Here is a 17,514-nt window from a genome sequence, read left to right on the forward strand (position 1 = left end):
AGGGCAAAGTTAAAAAAATATTGCACTTATTTAGACTTATTAAAAATAAATATATAGCTTTGCCCGAAATTTAAAGACTGTATGAACCGAATATTACTTTTATTACTCGCCGGAATTTCATATACTGGATACGCACAAACGGTTGATTCTACGAGTGTTAAACAACTTAAAGAACAAATCAAAAAGGAGCTTAGAGAAGAGCTTCGACAAGAAGTAAAACAAGATTTTGCTAACGATAATAAAAACCTTTTTAACTGGAGCAAGTTTACGCTGAGCGGTTATGGAGTGGTGAATTATTACAACTACCGACGCTATGATACCGATCTGGGAATGAAAGATAAATTTGATGCCGAACGTTTGAACCTATATCTGGGTTATAATTTTAACGATTGGATTAGTTTTAAATCGGAAATCGAATTCGAACACGGCGGAACCGGTTCTACTATCGAACTGGATACACAGGAAGAAGCCGGAGAATACGAACAGGAAATCGAAGCGGGTGGAGAAGTGAAAATCGAACAGGTTCACGTTAACCTGGCCATCCGTCCGTATTTTAACGTTCGTGTGGGACGTATGAAAATTCACTTTGGATTGGCACAGGATTTAGACCGTCCGATCTCGTATTTTACAACGCACCGTCAGGAAATGGAAAACGAAATCCTGCCTTTAGGATGGTATGAAAACGGGGTACAATTCCACGGTACTTTCTGGAAAAAACGATTCAAATACGAAGTATCGGTTATCAATGGTTTGGATGCGTCCGGATTTAGTTCCCGAGGATGGATCAAAGAAGGATACCAAACCCGTTTTGAAATGTCAGTTGGCGAAAGCTGGGCTTTGACAGCGCGTTTGGATTATAAATTCGGAACACACAAAAATACCTATTTCGGGGTTTCGGCCTATATTAATGATGCCGCTGCAAACCGTCCGAAAAACGATATGAAGGAAACGGCTTATGTGACCATTTTCGAAGGACATATTACTTACGATGAGGATTACCTGCGTTTTAACTCGATTTTCCTATATGGAAACCTTGAAAACTCCAATATCGTTTCCCGTAAAAATGCCAGTTTGTCCAATAACTTAGGGGTAAAAAGAACGCCGGTTGGGAAAAATGTAGTTGGATTTTCGGCTGAAGTAGGTTACGAAATCCTGCATTTCTTTAATCCGCAGGCCAAGCATAAAGTATACCCGTTTTTACGTTACGACTACTACGACACCATGCATGAAGTGGAAGGAAACGTAGTGCGTAAGCCACGTTGGGAACGCAGTGCTATGATGGGTGGTTTTAACTGGTTTGTGCATCCGCAGATCGTGTTAAAAGCACATTATCAAAACCGAAGATTGGGATCGTATCAGTTTGATCCGGTAACATCGCTAAACACAGGTGAAAGACAACAAGAGAATACTTTTTCTGCCGGAATCGGATTCTCGTTTTAATAATACTAACTCAAATTTTTAATAGATGAAAAGAAGAATTTTAAGTCTGGGATTTGTTGCAATGGCAATGACATTAGCAAATTGTAGTAATAATGACGATACTAACTATGTAGACCCGAACGCTTCATTATTTTCGGATGTAATTGGTAATGTGTCATCAAATGTAGTGGTAGAAACCTATAAAACATTAAACCAAAAAGCCGGAGAATTAAGAACGGCAATCAATACGTTGGCAACAACACCAAACGAAACCAATCTTGCTGCTGCAAAACAGGCTTGGATGAATACCCGTAAACCGTGGGAACAATCGGAAGGATTCCTTTACGGACCGGTTGCCGATGACGCTTTAGGAAACGGAGGTTTGGATCCGGCAATGGATACCTGGCCGGTTGACGTGGAAGCGATGAACAACATTCTTAACAGTGGTCAGCAAATCACTGCGAATGTAATTGCAGCTAACCCGGAAGCACGTGGATTCCACTTAATCGAGTTCTTATTATGGGGAGAAAACGGAACGAAAACAGCGGCACAACTTACCGCTCGTGAGTTACAATACCTTAAAGCGGCTGCAGAAGATTTACAAAATAACACTCAAACATTGATCAACGGATGGAGTGCTTCTTCCGGAAATTATGTTGGATTTTTCCTTACGGCCGGAAATTCCGGTAACGTAAAATATCCGTCTCAGAAAGCGGCATTGGAAGAGTTTGTTCACGGAATTATCACCATTGCGGATGAGGTAGCCAATACCAAAATTCAGGAGCCGTTAAACGGACCGAATGGAGAAGGAGTTTCACCTCAGGCAGAAGAATCTCGTTTTAGTAAAAATTCACTTTTAGATTTTGCCGATAACATTCGTAGTGTTCAGAATATTTATTTAGGTGATTACGGAAGTGTAAATGGAAAAGGATTAACCGATGTAGTGGCGGCCAGAAATCCCCAATTGGATACGGCGATCAAAGCGAAAATTGCAGAGTCAATTTCAGCAATCGAAGCTATTCCGGTATCGTTTACGGATGCCATCTATAACAACAGACCGGCAGTTGAAAATGCACAGCAAAAAGTGAACGAATTGTTTAGCATGTTGCAAACGCAATTGTTACCGTTAATTAATAACTAAGAATAGTAATTGCCATAGTAACTATAATTTTGACCGTGATTTAGTTTCACAAGTTGTAATTAATTTGTGAACCTTCATTATGATGTCTTCCTAATCCCTCACCTAATACAATTTAAGTGGGGGATTTTCCAATGAAAAACAACATGATAAAAAAATACATAGCATTAGGCTTGTTGGGAATAATACTGGGTTCCTGTAGTAATGATAACAATCCGGACGAATATGAAAATATTCCGGATTTAAATGACCGGTTAATGGCCGGAGGTGAAACGACTGTTTTTCTGGCAACCAGTAATGCGTTTAGTATGCCGGCACCGAATCTGGATCCGCAAAGTTTGGGAATCCATTTGTCGGGTGATGTGCAGTTTGAATCCATTTTTGTGACGGCACCGGCAAATGTGAACTCCGGATTGGGTCCCATTTTTAATAATTCATCCTGTATTGCTTGTCACCCAAGAGACGGACGATCGGCGTTTCCTATTGTGATCAACAATCGAAGCGGTTTATTGGTTCGTGCCAGTATTCCGGGAATGGATACGCATGGTGGACCACTTGCTGCTCCGGGTTTTGGTTTGCAGATTCAAAATCAGGCTTTATTCGGATATACGCCCGAAGCAGCCTATCAGGTTACTTTTGAAGAAATTATTGAAACGTTGGCCGATGGTACGGTTGTACGACTTCGAAAACCGGTTATCACTTTAACCAATCCATATATGCCGTTTCCGGGGGGTATGATGACATCACCGCGAATCGGAACCCCGGTTTTTGGATTAGGACTTTTGGAAGCCATTCCGGAAGCGAATATTCTGGCATTACAGGATATCAATGACACTAATGGCGATGGGATTTCCGGAAAAGCCAATTATGTCTGGGATCCGATGTTACAACAAACCGTATTGGGACGTTTTGGATGGAAAGCCAATACCGGAACCATTTTGGTACAATGTGCGGCGGCCTATGTGGAAGATATGGGGATTACCAATTATATATTTCCGAATGAAACCGGACACAACCAGTCAAACGGGCAAGATGGTCTGAATGATGATCCGGAAATTGCCAATGCTGTTTTGGATCAGGTGGCGTTGTATTGTAAAACACTGGCCGTTCCGGCACCGCGAAATATCGGTAGCCGACAGGTACGGGAAGGTGCTGCGATTTTTGAACGAATTGGCTGTGCGCAATGTCATACGCCAAAACAAACCACAGGATATAGCCCGATTGCGGCCTTGTCGAATCAGGTCATTTATCCGTATTCCGATTTGCTATTACATGATATGGGGGATGGATTGGCCGATAACCGTCCGGATTTCCTTGCAAATGGTAAAGAGTGGAAAACACGACCATTATGGGGAATCGGTTTAACGGAATTGGTAAACGGACATACACATTTTCTACACGATGGACGCGCGCGAAACCTAACCGAAGCCATTCTATGGCATGGCGGTGAAGGACAAAATGCAAAAGATCGTTTTAAACAACTTTCTACAGCGGAGCGAACCTCATTATTAGCCTTTTTAAACTCCTTATAAAAGTACACCTTTATATAGGTATATTTTAAAGTTACACCTGACAGGTTTCCAAAACCTGTCAGGTGTTTTAATTTATGGTATAAAAAAAGCCGGTGTGAGAAGCACCGGAAATTCTTCTTAACGAACCCTAAAGGTTTTCAACATCTTTGTAGAGTTTTACCTTATAAGTTACACCTGACAGGTTTCCAAAACCTGTCAGGTGTTTTCGTTTATGGCATAAAAAAAGCCGGTGTGAGAAGCACCGGCAATTCTTTTTTAACTAACCCTAACCAAATGAGAAATCATTTATTACTCTGCAAATGTCCGACATTTTTTTTAGCACTTGTGTTAACGGAATGTTATTTGTATGTTATTGATAATTAAAAAAATAGATTCTTAAGAATACTTTAAGATTTTTCTTTCCCGAAGGCTTCTTATTCCATTTTTTATAATTTTCAGATTATTTTTTGTCCTGTACTGCAAACACTTTTTTCAATAGATCAGAGCTTCTCGAATTCAGGTTTCCACGGATGTCTTTTTCCTCTACCGAAATCATTTTAAACACCCCTTTCATGGCTTCGTTGGTTACATAATCGGTTAAATCCGGATTTACTTTTTTAACCAATGGCAAGGTGTTGTATTTATTGATAATTCCCGTCCATACTTTATCAGCACCTACATTTTCAAACGAGGTTTTAATAACCGGATTAAATTTAGCGTATAATGCTGTTGACGTGGAACCCTGTAAATAGGTCGTTGCAGCGGTATCGTTACCCATTAAAATATTTTTGGCATCGGTAAACGTCATTCCTTTAACCGCGTTCACAAAAATAGGAGTGGCTTCTTTTACGGCATCTTCGGCCGCGCGGTTCATTACCTTAATACCTTCGTCTGCAAGGCTTCCCATTCCCATACTGCGTAGGGTTTTGTCTACTTTTTGCAATTCTTCCGGCATCAGGATTTTAACCATTTCGTTTTTATAAAAACCATCGACCTGAGTTAGCTTGGTTACCTGTTTTTCAATCCCTTTGTTTAAGGCCTCTTTTAAACCCGCTGCTATATCGGTCTGACTCAACAATCCGGTACCGGTACTTTGTGTTTTGGTAGAACCTTTTATTTTATCGGTTAATTGTTTAAAAATCTGCGCATCGGCATGATAGGATAGTGACAAAAGCGCAAGGAGTAAAATTATTCTTTTCATAGTATTTGTTATTGATGTTCAAAGGTAATCAAAGTTTGTACCAAAAATTTAGTATAATTTTTACTTATCAAAAAATAAGAACAATCAATTTGATTTATGGTTTTTGTGTGGATGCATTCGGTAATTTTGAGTACATTTAAAGTGCTATGGAGATTGATTCTCAAAACTTTAAATCCTTAAATCGTTTGTTAATCCAAAAATCTAAAAAAATGAAAGCACACAACAAACTAACAACTGCCTCAGGAAAACCCTACGTTGAAAATGAAAATTCGCAGACCGTTGGCGCACGCGGACCGATTTTACTTCAGGATTTTATTCTTCACGAAAAAATGGCCAGCTTTAATCGGGAGCGTATTCCGGAAAGAGTGGTACACGCCAAAGGTTCCGGTGCTTATGGGACTTTTACCGTTACCCATGATATTTCGAAATATACCAAAGCAAAAGTATTTAATAAGGTAGGAAAAGAAACCCGTGTGTTTCTGCGTTTTTCTACGGTTGGAGGAGAAAAAGGATCGGCCGATTCGGAACGCGATCCAAGAGGTTTTGCGGTGAAATTCTATACAGAAGACGGAAATTGGGATTTGGTAGGAAACAATACACCGGTTTTCTTTATCAAAGACCCTAAAAAATTCGGGGATTTTATCCACACACAAAAACGGGATCCGCAAACGAATTTAAAATCGCCAACCATGATGTGGGATTTCTGGTCGCTAAACCCGGAAAGTTTACATCAGGTGCTCATCTTAATGTCCGATCGCGGTACGCCAAAAGGCTATCGTTTTATGCACGGATTTGGAAGTCATACGTTTTCGATGATTAACGATAAAAACGAGCGTTTTTATGTGAAGTTCCATTTTAAATCGGCTCAGGGTATCAAAAATTTTACCGGTCAGGAAGCCGATCAGATGCGTGCGGAAGATATGGATTATGCACAACGCGATTTGTTTGAAGCGATCGAAAACGGGCATTATCCGCGTTGGAATCTGAGAATTCAGGTAATGACGGAAGCGGAAGCGCGAAACTATCATATCAACCCGTTCGATCTTTCAAAAGTATGGCCGCATGGCGATTATCCGCTTATCGATGTAGGGGTATTGGAATTAAATCAGAATCCGGATAATTACTTCCAGGACGTAGAGCAGGCGGCTTTTGCTCCGGCACACGTAGTGGATGGAATCGGATATTCGCCCGATAAAATGCTACAGGGACGTTTGTTGTCTTACCCGGATGCGCACCGTTATCGTTTGGGATCCAATTTCGAACAGATTCCGGTAAACCGTTGTCCGTTTGCAGTGAACAATTACCAGCGAGATGGAGCGATGCGTGTCGATGGAAACGGCGGTAGTAATCCGAATTATTTCCCGAATAGTTTTGATAACATTGAAGTGGATCAATCGTATAAAGAACCGGCCTGGGATTTAGGAAATTCTATAGCCGACTGGTACGATCGCAATGCGGAAGGTGAAAATGATCATTATTCACAGCCGGGTAAATTATTTGATATTATGACACCGGAAGCCAAACAAAATACCATCCATAATATTGTAGGTGCGATGAAAGGCATTGGCGGACCTAAAAAAATGGAAATTATCAACCGCCAGCTTTGTCACTGGTTCCGTGCCGATGCCCGATTGGGAATGGGTATTGCACAGGGATTGGGCGTAGAAATAGATATGGACAACATCCATAAAGGATAAAACAAAATAGTATATCGATTTAAAAAAGGCGCAGAGATGCGCCTTTTTTGTTTTATAAAAGATCGTGCTTAGGGTTTATACGGCTGATGATCATAACTTAATCCACGGCTAAATTTCCATACGCCGTTTTCCAGTAACCAGACATGTGTAAATTGTGCGATACTGGTTGGATATTCCGGCTTGTTCTTTCGGGTTTCATAAAACTGATGTTTTCCCGTTTGGATAGCACCATATAAAACACCGTTTTGTTTTAATGGATAGACTTGTAAGCTTTCGCGAATCAATGCCCGGCGGGATTTGTATTCCGATTGGCATAGTCCGTTTTGAATCCCGGAAATAAATTCGGCTTTGGATTTTGTGATGCCACCCAAATCGTGGTAAAATTCAAAATGATCACTGATAAGATTTTCAAATTGGCGGATGTCGCAGGTGTTGAATCCTACATTAAATAAAAGGCTGTCTTTTTCTCGTATGGCGCGGTACAATTCGGAGTGATGTTGCTCCTGACCGAACAGCGTGGTTGTCAGACAAAATAGGAGTAGTAAAAATCCCGTTTTTTTCATCATTTTCTTTTATCAGTCCGGTAAAACGGTAGTTTGTTACAGTTGATCGGAGTAGTTTTTTCAATCGAATATCTTAGATTAATTGTGAAACCCTGTTTTTCTGTGTTATAAAAATAGGCTTAAAGCGTGTTGAAGGGCAATCTATTAACAACCGAACACTTTTTTAATCTTGCAGAATTCACTACATTGCGACCTCAAAATTCAGAATAACAATGGAACAAGCACAACCTTACCAACCTGTTAATAAAGTCCGTATTGTAACGGCTGCGTCGTTATTCGACGGGCACGATGCGGCGATCAACATCATGCGTCGAATTATCCAGGCAACCGGTGTTGAGGTGATCCACTTAGGTCACGACAGAAGTGTGGAAGAAGTAGTTAATACAGCGATCCAGGAAGATGCCAATGCAATTGCAATGACGTCGTATCAGGGGGGACATAATGAATATTTTAAGTATATGTACGACCTTTTAAAAGAAAAAGGTGCCGGACATATCAAGATTTTTGGCGGTGGAGGCGGTGTGATCCTTCCGGAGGAAATTAAGGAATTACACGAATACGGAATTACGCGTATCTATTCGCCGGATGATGGAAGAGAGTTGGGATTACAAGGAATGATCAATGATTTGGTACAACGTGCCGATTACCCGGTTGGAGATGTTCTAAACGGAGAGATCAATCATTTGGAAGAGAAAAATCCAACGGCAATTGCACGGGTGATCTCATCGGCCGAAAACTTTCCCGAAGTGGCCAAAGATACCTTGGATCAGATTCATCAGAAAAATAAAGAAAATCATATCCCGGTATTGGGAATCACCGGAACCGGTGGTGCAGGTAAGTCGTCTTTGGTCGATGAACTGGTACGTCGTTTCCTGATCGATTTCCCGGAAAAAACAATCGGTTTGATTTCTGTCGATCCATCCAAACGAAAAACAGGCGGTGCTTTATTGGGCGACCGTATTCGTATGAATGCGATTAACAATCCAAGAGTTTATATGCGTTCTTTGGCTACGCGTCAGTCCAATCTGGCGTTGTCAAAATATGTGGCTGAAGCGATTGAAGTGCTAAAAGCAGCGAAATACGACCTGATTGTATTGGAAACATCCGGTATCGGTCAGTCGGATACGGAAATTCTGGAACATTCGGATGTGTCATTATATGTGATGACACCGGAGTTTGGAGCCGCGACACAGTTGGAAAAAATCGATATGTTGGATTTTGCCGACTTGGTTGCGATCAATAAATTCGATAAAAGAGGTGCGTTGGATGCGATTCGCGATGTGAAAAAACAATACCAGCGCAACCATAACCTTTGGGACGTAAACCCGGATGCGATGCCGGTTTTCGGAACAATCGCTTCGCAGTTTAACGATCCGGGAATGAACACGCTTTACAAATCCATTATGGATAAAGTAGTAGAAAAAACGGGTGCCGCTTTACAGTCGACTTTTGAAATTACCCGCGAGATGAGCGAGAAAATTTTCGTGATTCCACCGCATCGTACCCGTTATTTATCGGAAATCGCCGAAAATAACCGTAAGTATGATGAAGTAGCGGTAAGTCAGCAGGATGTGGCTCAAAAATTATACGGCATTTTTAAAACCATCGAAACCGTTTCAGGTCAAAAACCATCGATCAATAAATCAGGAATCGATGAGGCTTCCGTAGCAACTTCCGATGACGATAAAAAACTATTCCTGTCGTTATTGCTAAAAGAATTCGACAGAGTAAAAATGAACCTTGATCCGTATAACTGGGAAATTATTCTAACCTGGGATGAAAAAGTAAACAAATACAAAAACCCGGTGTACAGTTTTATGGTTCGTGATAAAGAAATCAAAATCGCGACACATACCGAAAGTTTGTCGCATTCGCAGATACCAAAAGTAGCATTGCCGAAATATCAGGCATGGGGCGATATTTTACGTTGGTCGTTACAGGAAAACGTACCGGGAGAATTCCCGTTTGCATCCGGATTGTATCCGTTTAAACGCGAAGGAGAAGATCCAACCCGTATGTTTGCCGGAGAAGGCGGACCGGAACGTACCAACCGTCGTTTCCACTATGTAAGTTTGGGAATGCCGGCAAAACGTTTGTCAACCGCTTTCGATAGTGTGACTTTATACGGAAACGACCCGGGTCACCGACCGGATATTTACGGAAAAATCGGAAATGCCGGAGTATCGATCTGTTGTCTTGACGATGCGAAAAAATTATATTCCGGATTCAATCTGGCACACCCAATGACATCGGTAAGTATGACCATCAACGGTCCGGCGCCGATGTTGTTAGGATTCTTTATGAATGCCGCTATTGATCAGCAATGTGAATTGTATATCAAAGAAAACGGATTGGAGAAAGAAGTAGAAGCTAAAATTGAAGCGATCTACAAGAAAAAAGGCGTAGCGCGTCCGCGTTATAATGGTGATCTGCCAAAAGGTAACGACGGATTGGGATTAATGCTATTGGGTGTTACCGGAGATCAGGTTTTACCGTTGGATATTTATAACGACATCAAAGTAAAAACATTAGCGCAAGTACGTGGAACCGTTCAGGCGGATATCTTAAAAGAAGATCAGGCACAAAACACCTGTATTTTCTCTACGGAATTTGCGTTGCGTTTGATGGGTGACGTTCAAGAGTATTTTATCACGAAAAACGTACGAAATTTCTATTCGGTTTCAATTTCCGGATACCATATCGCCGAAGCAGGTGCTAACCCGATTACACAGTTGGCCTTTACGCTGGCAAACGGATTTACCTATGTGGAATACTACCTGAGCCGTGGTATGAGCATTAATGATTTCGGACCAAACCTGTCGTTCTTCTTTTCAAACGGTATCGATCCGGAATATGCGGTTATCGGACGTGTGGCGCGTAAAATTTGGGCGAAGGCGCTTAAATTAAAATACGGAGCCAACGAAAGAGCGCAGATGTTAAAATACCATATTCAGACTTCCGGGCGTTCGTTACACGCGCAGGAAATCGATTTTAATGATATCCGTACGACTTTACAGGCACTATATGCGATTTACGATAACTGTAACTCGTTGCACACGAATGCTTACGATGAGGCGATTACTACGCCAACCGAAGAATCGGTGCGTCGTGCGATGGCTATCCAGTTGATCATTAATAAAGAGTTAGGATTGGCGAAAAACGAAAACCCAATTCAGGGATCGTTTATCATCGAAGAACTAACCGATTTGGTTGAGGAAGCCGTTTTAGCCGAATTCGACAGAATTACCGAAAGAGGTGGTGTGTTGGGTGCTATGGAAACCATGTACCAGCGTTCTAAAATTCAGGAGGAAAGTTTGTACTATGAAACCCTGAAACATACCGGAGAATTCCCGATCATTGGAGTGAATACGTTCTTAAGTTCGAAAGGTTCACCAACGGTTGTTCCGGCTGAGGTTATCCGTGCAACGGAAGAGGAAAAACAATTCCAGATTCATACCCTGGAAAACCTACATCAGGCGAATGCGGATGAAGTGCTAAAACAATTAGAGATTATCCAGGAAGCGGCGATTCAGAATCAGAATATTTTCGAAAAGCTAATGGATGCTGCGAAATACTGTTCTTTAGGTCAGATCACATCAGCTTTGTTTGAAGTAGGTGGACAATACCGCAGAAATATGTAATTAATAGATGATCATCATATGATAAAAAAGAGCACCCATTACGGGTGCTCTTTCAGTTATAACTAACCTCGATTATTAATTAATAATTATCTTCTTGGTGGTGGATTGGTTTTCGGAAGAAAGGCGTAACAGGTAAAAACCTTGTGGCAGTTCGTTTAACGTATAAACTTCCTGATTGTGTGCCGGTTTTTTGATTTGCTGTACGATTTGACCACTAATGTTGATCAATTGAATTTCGTCCAGTTCTTTTTCCGAATAAATATTGATGGTGTGATTGGTTGACGGGTTTGGATATACCGATACATTGGCAATCGCTTCGAAACTATCCGTAGCCAATGTTGGTCCCCAAACAGCTTGTACATATTCTGGATGATCAATGTATGGATTACGGTTGTTCTGACGGGCATAAATCGCATTGTTACGATCAATTTCACGCTGACTTACCGGGTCCTGTGTATGCCAGGTGTATAAAATACGAAGGAATGTCGTAGTGAATACCTGATTGCTGGTACCGTTAAACATCGCATAAGTATAGCCGGATACGGTATTTTCGTAACGGGTGGCGAAGTAAAAATACATACGAGCAATATCGCCTTTAAATTCATCGATTGGTTCGAATACGGTTCCGGTATATCCCGCAGCATAGCCGCTATTGGAAGCCGATCCCAGTTTGGATCCGTTGGTTGAGGTCCACGTGGCGGTTCCTACAACACCGTGTGGCCAGTTGTCTCTTCTGTTATTTACATATCCGTCGGTCGGTGGAATGTGGTGTGCATCGGAATACATAGGTGTCTGTGATCCGAAAACCGATTGTGGAACGGTATGTTCCCGGTTGTAGCAAGCGCCTTCTGCTGTATAATTTCCACATTGGTCGGTTTGGTACGTATAGCTATAGGCATCTGGGCCGGCTGGTTTTTCTGAATAAATGTCTAAAATAGTGTTGTCGTTTTCGTAGTAATGATCACGGTCCGATGTACCGTAGGTTGTCCAAAGACCATTATAAGTTCTGTCTGTGTGTCCCTTAATAATGTTATAAAGCTGGGTTTTTAAGGTATACCCGGTACCAGTGGCCGAATTGTAATACCCGGCCGGGATCTGACTAAATCCCAAAAATACCGACAATAATAGTGCGGTAGTGTAAAGTTTTTTCATAAAAGAAATAATATTTAGGATTCAAATGTAAAATGTTTGACGTTACAAAAAAAGAATTTTAACTATTTAGAAACGAGTGAATTACAAAAAAGTTTCTGTAAGGTTTATTTTGTAGGAAAATATAGGATAAACTTTTAACATTTTGTGAGGTCTGTAAAAAAAGGATATAAAAAAACCTGCTGAAAAGCAGGCTTTTTATAGGTTACAACTGTATTTTAGTTGATGATAACTTTTTTGGTCGTACTCATATTTTCAGATGACATACGGATCAGGTAAAAACCTTGTGGTAAATTTTCAAGCGTATATACTTCCTGATTGTGTACCGGTTTTTTGATTTGCTGTATGATTTGTCCGTTGATGTTAATCAATTCAATCTCATCCAATTCTTTTTCCGAATAAATATTGATTTTCTGATCGTTGGATGGGTTTGGATATACCATAACATTCACCAATAGATCAAAACTATCCGTAGCTAACATACCCGGCCAACGATTTTCGGCTACTGGTCCGCCCCAGATTACCGTCGCCAAATAAGGGTTGTCGATAAACGGGTTGCGGTTTCCTTGTCCGAAAGAATTACTAGCGTTTCCTAAATAGGTATTTCTACGGTCTTCATATTCCGAAACCGGATCTTCTGCATTCCATTGTAATAATAAGGTCATCATGTTACTGTCGGACGAAACGGTCGATCCTGTTGCTACATTTTTAGGCAAACAACGGGTTGGGTAACGTAAATACATATACATGATCATACGTGCCACATCGCCTTTCCATTCGTCACCGGGATACCATCCGCCAGAAACAGATCCGGAGTTACCGGAACCGGCTGCAAATTTTAAACTACCGCGTGCGCCGTTACGTTGTACATCGGAAGCACGCAAATGATGTGCATCGGCACCAGGTCCCGAAGTTCCTAAATCCGGGGTTCCCAATGATTTGGCAAAGGTGTGTTCGCGGTTCCATTGACAAGTTGTACCACCGCCATTATTGTTTTTGTTACGTCTTCTATGGTCGTTGTCATCCGATGAAGAAGAAGGACACATGTTGTTGCTAAAACCGTACAGCAATAATACGTTGGCATTCGAGGCATCATTGGGATCCAGATCAATAATTTTGTCTACATCCCAAATGTCGTCATAGCTCAGCGTTTTAGTGTGCGTGTTTGTGATTTTAGTCGATAGCGCACTTTTTAAGTTGCTACCGGTCACAGTCCAGTTAAATCCGTTATAGTACGGAGAAGCCGGAGCACCTGCTTGTGCGAAGCCCAATAGAGGAGAAAGGGCTAACGCGAGTGCGTAAATTTTTTTCATTTTAAGTCAGTTTATACAATTTGTTTATTAGGATTTTCGGTTGAAAAGTGCCATATAGAACCCGTCAAATCCGGATTCCGACGCCAAAACCTTAATATCTTTTACAAATTCAAATTGCTTTCCGGATTCGGTTTGCAGAAATTTCTGAACCTGTTCCTGATTTTCGGAAGGCAATACGGAACAGGTGGCATACACCAATTTCCCGCCCGGTTTTACAATTTTAGAGTAGTTTTCCAATACTTCCGCCTGTACTTTACGGATGTTGTCGATAAACTCCGGTTGTAGTTTCCATTTACTGTCCGGGTTACGTTTTAAAACACCCAAACCACTACACGGTGCATCGATTAAGACACGGTCGGCTTTTTCATGTAATTTTTTGATCACCTTCGTACTGTCGATGATACGGTATTCAATATTAAAAGCACCGTTTCTTTTCGCGCGGATTTTTAGTTGTTTTAATTTGCTTTCATACAAATCCATTGCAATTAACTGGCCTTTGTTTTCCATTAAGGAAGCCATATGCAATGTTTTTCCACCGGCTCCGGCACAGGTATCGACTACGCGCATTCCCGGTTTAATATCCAGAAAACGGGCAACCATTTGCGATGAGGCATCTTGTACTTCAAACATACCTTCTTTAAAGGCATCTGTAAGGAATACATTCGCTCGTTCTTTTAAAATCAAGGCATCCGGATAGTCCGAATGGAATTCCGTTTCGATATTCAGGTCCATTAAAACAGCACGAAGCTTTTCTTTGGTCGTTTTTAGCGTATTAACGCGTAAAATAACTTTCGCCTGTTCGTTTTGTGCTGCAATTTCTGTAGACCATAAGGCTTCGCCCAATTCCTGTACGCCAATTTCGTCCATCCAGTCCGGAATGGATTCTCTGTATTTTCTGATTTTTGACAATTCGTCAAAACGGCCTTTTATTTTTCGTACCGGAGTACTTTCAAAATACTTCCAATCCGGTAAGGTATACCCGCGTAAAACCGCCCAAACGGCAAAAATACGCCATACATTGTCCCGGTCATACGGTTCCTTAACTTCGGCTATTTCAGTGTACAAACGTTTCCAACGTACAATTTCATAAATGGTTTCCGCAACGAACTTTCGGTCGTGGCTTCCCCAACGTTTGTCTTTTTTTAAGGCGCGTGCCACTACTTTGTCGGCATATTCTCCTTCATTGAAAATAGCCATTATCGAATCAATAACGGTAAAAACCAGGTTTCTGTGTAATCTCATTTGTGTAAAAATCAGCTTGCAAAGATAGTTAATTTATTTACTTACAAGCCTATCTGTATCGGTTAATAAATGAAGAGGGCGTTTCGCCACATTTTTTTTTAAATAGCCTCGAAAAATAAGCATAATCATCATAGCCTAATGCCGTGGCTACTTCTGCAAAATTGTTCTTAAATCGGATCAATTCCCGTTTGGCTTCCAGGAATACCCGATCCAAAATGACGTCGGAAGTGGTTTTGCCGACCATCGATTGCGTGATGCGGTTTAAATGCTTCGGACTCACATTGAGCCATTCGGCATATTGTGAGGGTGATTTTTCGGATTTATAGTGCTTTTCAATCAGTCGTTCGAGTTCCTGAAATCGCAAGGCGTACGAATGTTGTACAGCGGTCGCGGTGGCATTCTTTTCGATATACAAACGGGTACTGTTGATATAGATCTGATCAATCAGACTGAGGATTTTTTGCATTTTTAGAACGGCCTCATTTTGATTTTCTTTCAGAATTTCGCGAAATAAAGATTCAAAATCGGTCAGATCGTTTTCAAGATATAAAAACGGAGCGTTTTGTACACTATAGAAAAACGGGTAGTTGTGAATTTTGATCCGATTGTAATGCAGGTCATAAAAAGCCTGTGTATGGAAAAAAATATAACCGCGAATGTCTTCCGATAATTCCCAATGGTGTGTTTGTCCGGGATTTAGGAAAAAAAGACTACCGGGTTTTACGGTATACGTAGTGAAATCAATTTCATGAATGCCGCTTCCCTGCGTAAAAAGTACAGTCAGGTAAAAATTGTGTTTATGCGGTTTATGAATGTTACGATGGTTGGTAATGATGTGATTTTCAATAGTGTTTGCGTAGAATTCCTTACGGGTTTCGCCCGGTTCGAATTGTTTTATGTCGAGAATAGCTGTTTTCATAAAACGGATATCGGGATTTTTTATGTCCTAAAAGTACAAAAACTTGTGTGAATCGTCTATAGCTTGTTGCCGAATTCTTGTGAAATTTGTATAAAAAAAGAGTTATGTCAATTTTAAAGAACATTGTAACGGAAAAATGTCCTAAATGTCATCAGGGACAGGTTTTTGAAAAGAAAGGAAATATATTACTTTTTCAGATGCCAAAAATGAATACGCATTGTTCCAACTGTAATCATAAATTCGAAAAAGAACCGGGATATTTCTTCGGATCCATGTTTGTGAGTTATGCCGTAGCAGTGGCCGAAATGGTTGCCTTTTTCCTGATTATCCAGTTTTTTGTGGACAGTTTTGTGACGATTGTGGTGCTTATCGGAATTATGTCGATCCTGTTAAGTACCTTTAATTTCAGAATGTCCCGTATGTTGTGGATGTATCTGTTGGACGGAAAAAACAAACGTTTATAGTTAAAAATGTTTGTAAATTAGCCTTTTAAATCCCTTCGGAATGAAAATAAGGCTACTACTGTTTACAGCATTCATTTGTTTTTCCTGTAATAAACTAAAACCGACAACCGATACAACCGAAAATAACGGTTTATCGGTGACGCTAACCAACCCAAATGCGGTTACTATCGATACGCTGCTAACGGATAAAATCAGTATCCGGGCCATTACAGTCGACAGTAACCGCATTTGGTATGCCGGAAGTAATGGAAAATATGGTTTTGTGACGTTAGACGGATCGAAGGCTTTTAAAGGACATATCGAAAAGAATGATCTGAAACCCGAATTTCGGAGTAGTGCGCAAACAAAAGAGCATGTTTTTATGATCAGTATCGGAAATCCCGGATTATTATATCGGATTGATAAAGATGGAAGTCATGTACAGTTGGTATATGAAGAAAAAGGGGAAAAGGTTTTTTACGATAGTATGCAGTTTTGGAACGATCAGGAAGGTATCGTGGTTGGCGATCCGACCGACGGTTGTTTTTCGCTCTTGATCACCCGCGATGGCGGAACAACCTGGACAAAAATAGGTTGTGATCAGTTACCGGGTATTGCTGATGGCGAGGCTTTTTTTGCCGCCAGTAACACCAATATTATTGTGAAGGAAAGCAATACCTGGGTAGTATCGGGCGGAAAACGTTCGCGGGTTTTCTTCTCTCCGGATAAGGGAAAAAGTTGGAAAGTAGTCGATACACCAATTGTTCAGGGCGAAGCAATGACGGGTATTTTTTCGGCCGATTTTTACGATAAGAATACCGGTTTTGCGATAGGCGGAAATTATGAAAAGCCAAATCAGAATTATGGTAATAAAATCCGTACAACCGATGGCGGGAAAACCTGGCAAAAAGTAGCCGAAAACAAAGGCTTTGGCTATGGTTCCTGTGTTCAGTTTTTTCCCGGTAGTAATGGTAGGGAATTGCTAACCGTAGGAGCTAGTGGTGTGTATTATTCGGCTGATTTTGGAGAAGACTGGCAAAAAATAGCCGATTATAAAGATTTGTTTACGATTCGTTTTGTAAACCGAAAAACCGTTATAGCAGCCGGAAATAACAAAATTCTACGATTTCGGTTTTAGTAAAACCGGTCAGGTTTCTCAGCGCATAGTAAAAAACCTGACAGGTTTCAGTGAGGTTTTGTATATGTATGAGTACTATTAAAACCTGACAGGTTTCTCTGCACAACGCTAAAAACCTGTCAGGTTTAGAACTAAACAGG

Annotated in this window: 13 protein-coding genes; 7 read left to right on the forward strand and 6 right to left on the reverse strand. The window is 40.9% G+C overall.

The features are described 5' to 3' along the window. Positions 1-81 precede the first annotated feature (81 nt). The 3 genes from Q1R07_RS07640 to Q1R07_RS07650 all read left to right on the forward strand — a co-directional run bounded on the left by Q1R07_RS07640 (position 82) and on the right by Q1R07_RS07650 (position 4,089). A complete protein-coding gene (locus tag Q1R07_RS07640; RefSeq protein WP_300488130.1) occupies positions 82-1,440 on the forward strand; it encodes a porin in 1,359 nt (452 codons plus the stop codon). A gap of 25 nt (positions 1,441-1,465) precedes the next feature. Beyond that, positions 1,466-2,560, forward strand: coding sequence for an imelysin family protein (locus Q1R07_RS07645; RefSeq protein WP_300488133.1), 1,095 nt, complete (start codon positions 1,466-1,468; stop codon positions 2,558-2,560). A 143-nt stretch (positions 2,561-2,703) separates the two neighbouring features. Next, on the forward strand, positions 2,704-4,089 hold the full coding sequence (locus Q1R07_RS07650) for a di-heme oxidoredictase family protein (RefSeq protein ID WP_300488135.1): 1,386 nt from the start codon (positions 2,704-2,706) through the stop codon (positions 4,087-4,089). 439 nt (positions 4,090-4,528) lie between these two features. Here the strand turns inward: Q1R07_RS07650 and Q1R07_RS07655 are convergent, their stop codons facing one another. Next, positions 4,529-5,269, reverse strand: a complete 741-nt coding sequence (locus Q1R07_RS07655) for a DUF4197 domain-containing protein (RefSeq protein ID WP_300488138.1) — start codon at positions 5,267-5,269, stop codon at positions 4,529-4,531. A gap of 209 nt (positions 5,270-5,478) precedes the next feature. Between Q1R07_RS07655 and Q1R07_RS07660 the strand changes: the two genes are divergently transcribed. Then, positions 5,479-6,966 (forward strand): catalase, encoded by a 1,488-nt coding sequence (locus tag Q1R07_RS07660; protein ID WP_300488140.1) that lies wholly within the window; start codon positions 5,479-5,481, stop codon positions 6,964-6,966. Between the two features lie 68 nt (positions 6,967-7,034). Here the strand turns inward: Q1R07_RS07660 and Q1R07_RS07665 are convergent, their stop codons facing one another. Further along, a complete protein-coding gene (locus Q1R07_RS07665) occupies positions 7,035-7,532 on the reverse strand; it encodes a nuclear transport factor 2 family protein (RefSeq protein ID WP_300488143.1) in 498 nt (165 codons plus the stop codon). A 209-nt stretch (positions 7,533-7,741) separates the two neighbouring features. Between Q1R07_RS07665 and Q1R07_RS07670 the strand changes: the two genes are divergently transcribed. Continuing rightward, positions 7,742-11,170: a methylmalonyl-CoA mutase family protein gene (locus Q1R07_RS07670; protein ID WP_300488146.1), complete on the forward strand. Its 3,429-nt coding sequence runs from the start codon at positions 7,742-7,744 to the stop codon at positions 11,168-11,170. A 75-nt stretch (positions 11,171-11,245) separates the two neighbouring features. On the opposite strand, the gene Q1R07_RS07675 is transcribed toward Q1R07_RS07670, so the two are convergent. The 4 genes from Q1R07_RS07675 to Q1R07_RS07690 all read right to left on the reverse strand — a co-directional run bounded on the left by Q1R07_RS07675 (position 11,246) and on the right by Q1R07_RS07690 (position 15,793). Further along, entirely contained in the window at positions 11,246-12,322 is a 1,077-nt protein-coding gene (locus Q1R07_RS07675) for an endonuclease (protein WP_300488149.1), read from the reverse strand. Positions 12,323-12,537: 215 nt separating this feature from the next. Further along, a complete protein-coding gene (locus Q1R07_RS07680; RefSeq protein WP_300488152.1) occupies positions 12,538-13,632 on the reverse strand; it encodes an endonuclease in 1,095 nt (364 codons plus the stop codon). A gap of 27 nt (positions 13,633-13,659) precedes the next feature. Further along, entirely contained in the window at positions 13,660-14,874 is a 1,215-nt protein-coding gene (locus tag Q1R07_RS07685) for a methyltransferase domain-containing protein (RefSeq protein WP_300488155.1), read from the reverse strand. Between the two features lie 49 nt (positions 14,875-14,923). After that, the gene (locus Q1R07_RS07690) at positions 14,924-15,793 is read right to left on the reverse strand and encodes an AraC family transcriptional regulator (RefSeq protein WP_300488157.1); all 870 of its coding nucleotides are present in this window, start codon (positions 15,791-15,793) and stop codon (positions 14,924-14,926) included. A 104-nt stretch (positions 15,794-15,897) separates the two neighbouring features. Here Q1R07_RS07690 and Q1R07_RS07695 point away from each other — a divergent pair, with 104 nt between their 5' ends. Then, entirely contained in the window at positions 15,898-16,257 is a 360-nt protein-coding gene (locus tag Q1R07_RS07695; RefSeq protein WP_300488160.1) for a DUF983 domain-containing protein, read from the forward strand. 40 nt (positions 16,258-16,297) lie between these two features. Beyond that, positions 16,298-17,374, forward strand: a complete 1,077-nt coding sequence (locus Q1R07_RS07700) for an oxidoreductase (protein WP_300488163.1) — start codon at positions 16,298-16,300, stop codon at positions 17,372-17,374. Positions 17,375-17,514 lie beyond the last annotated feature (140 nt).

It is taken from the genome of Flavobacterium sp., from assembly GCF_030146175.1.
Taxonomy (GTDB): domain Bacteria; phylum Bacteroidota; class Bacteroidia; order Flavobacteriales; family Flavobacteriaceae; genus Flavobacterium.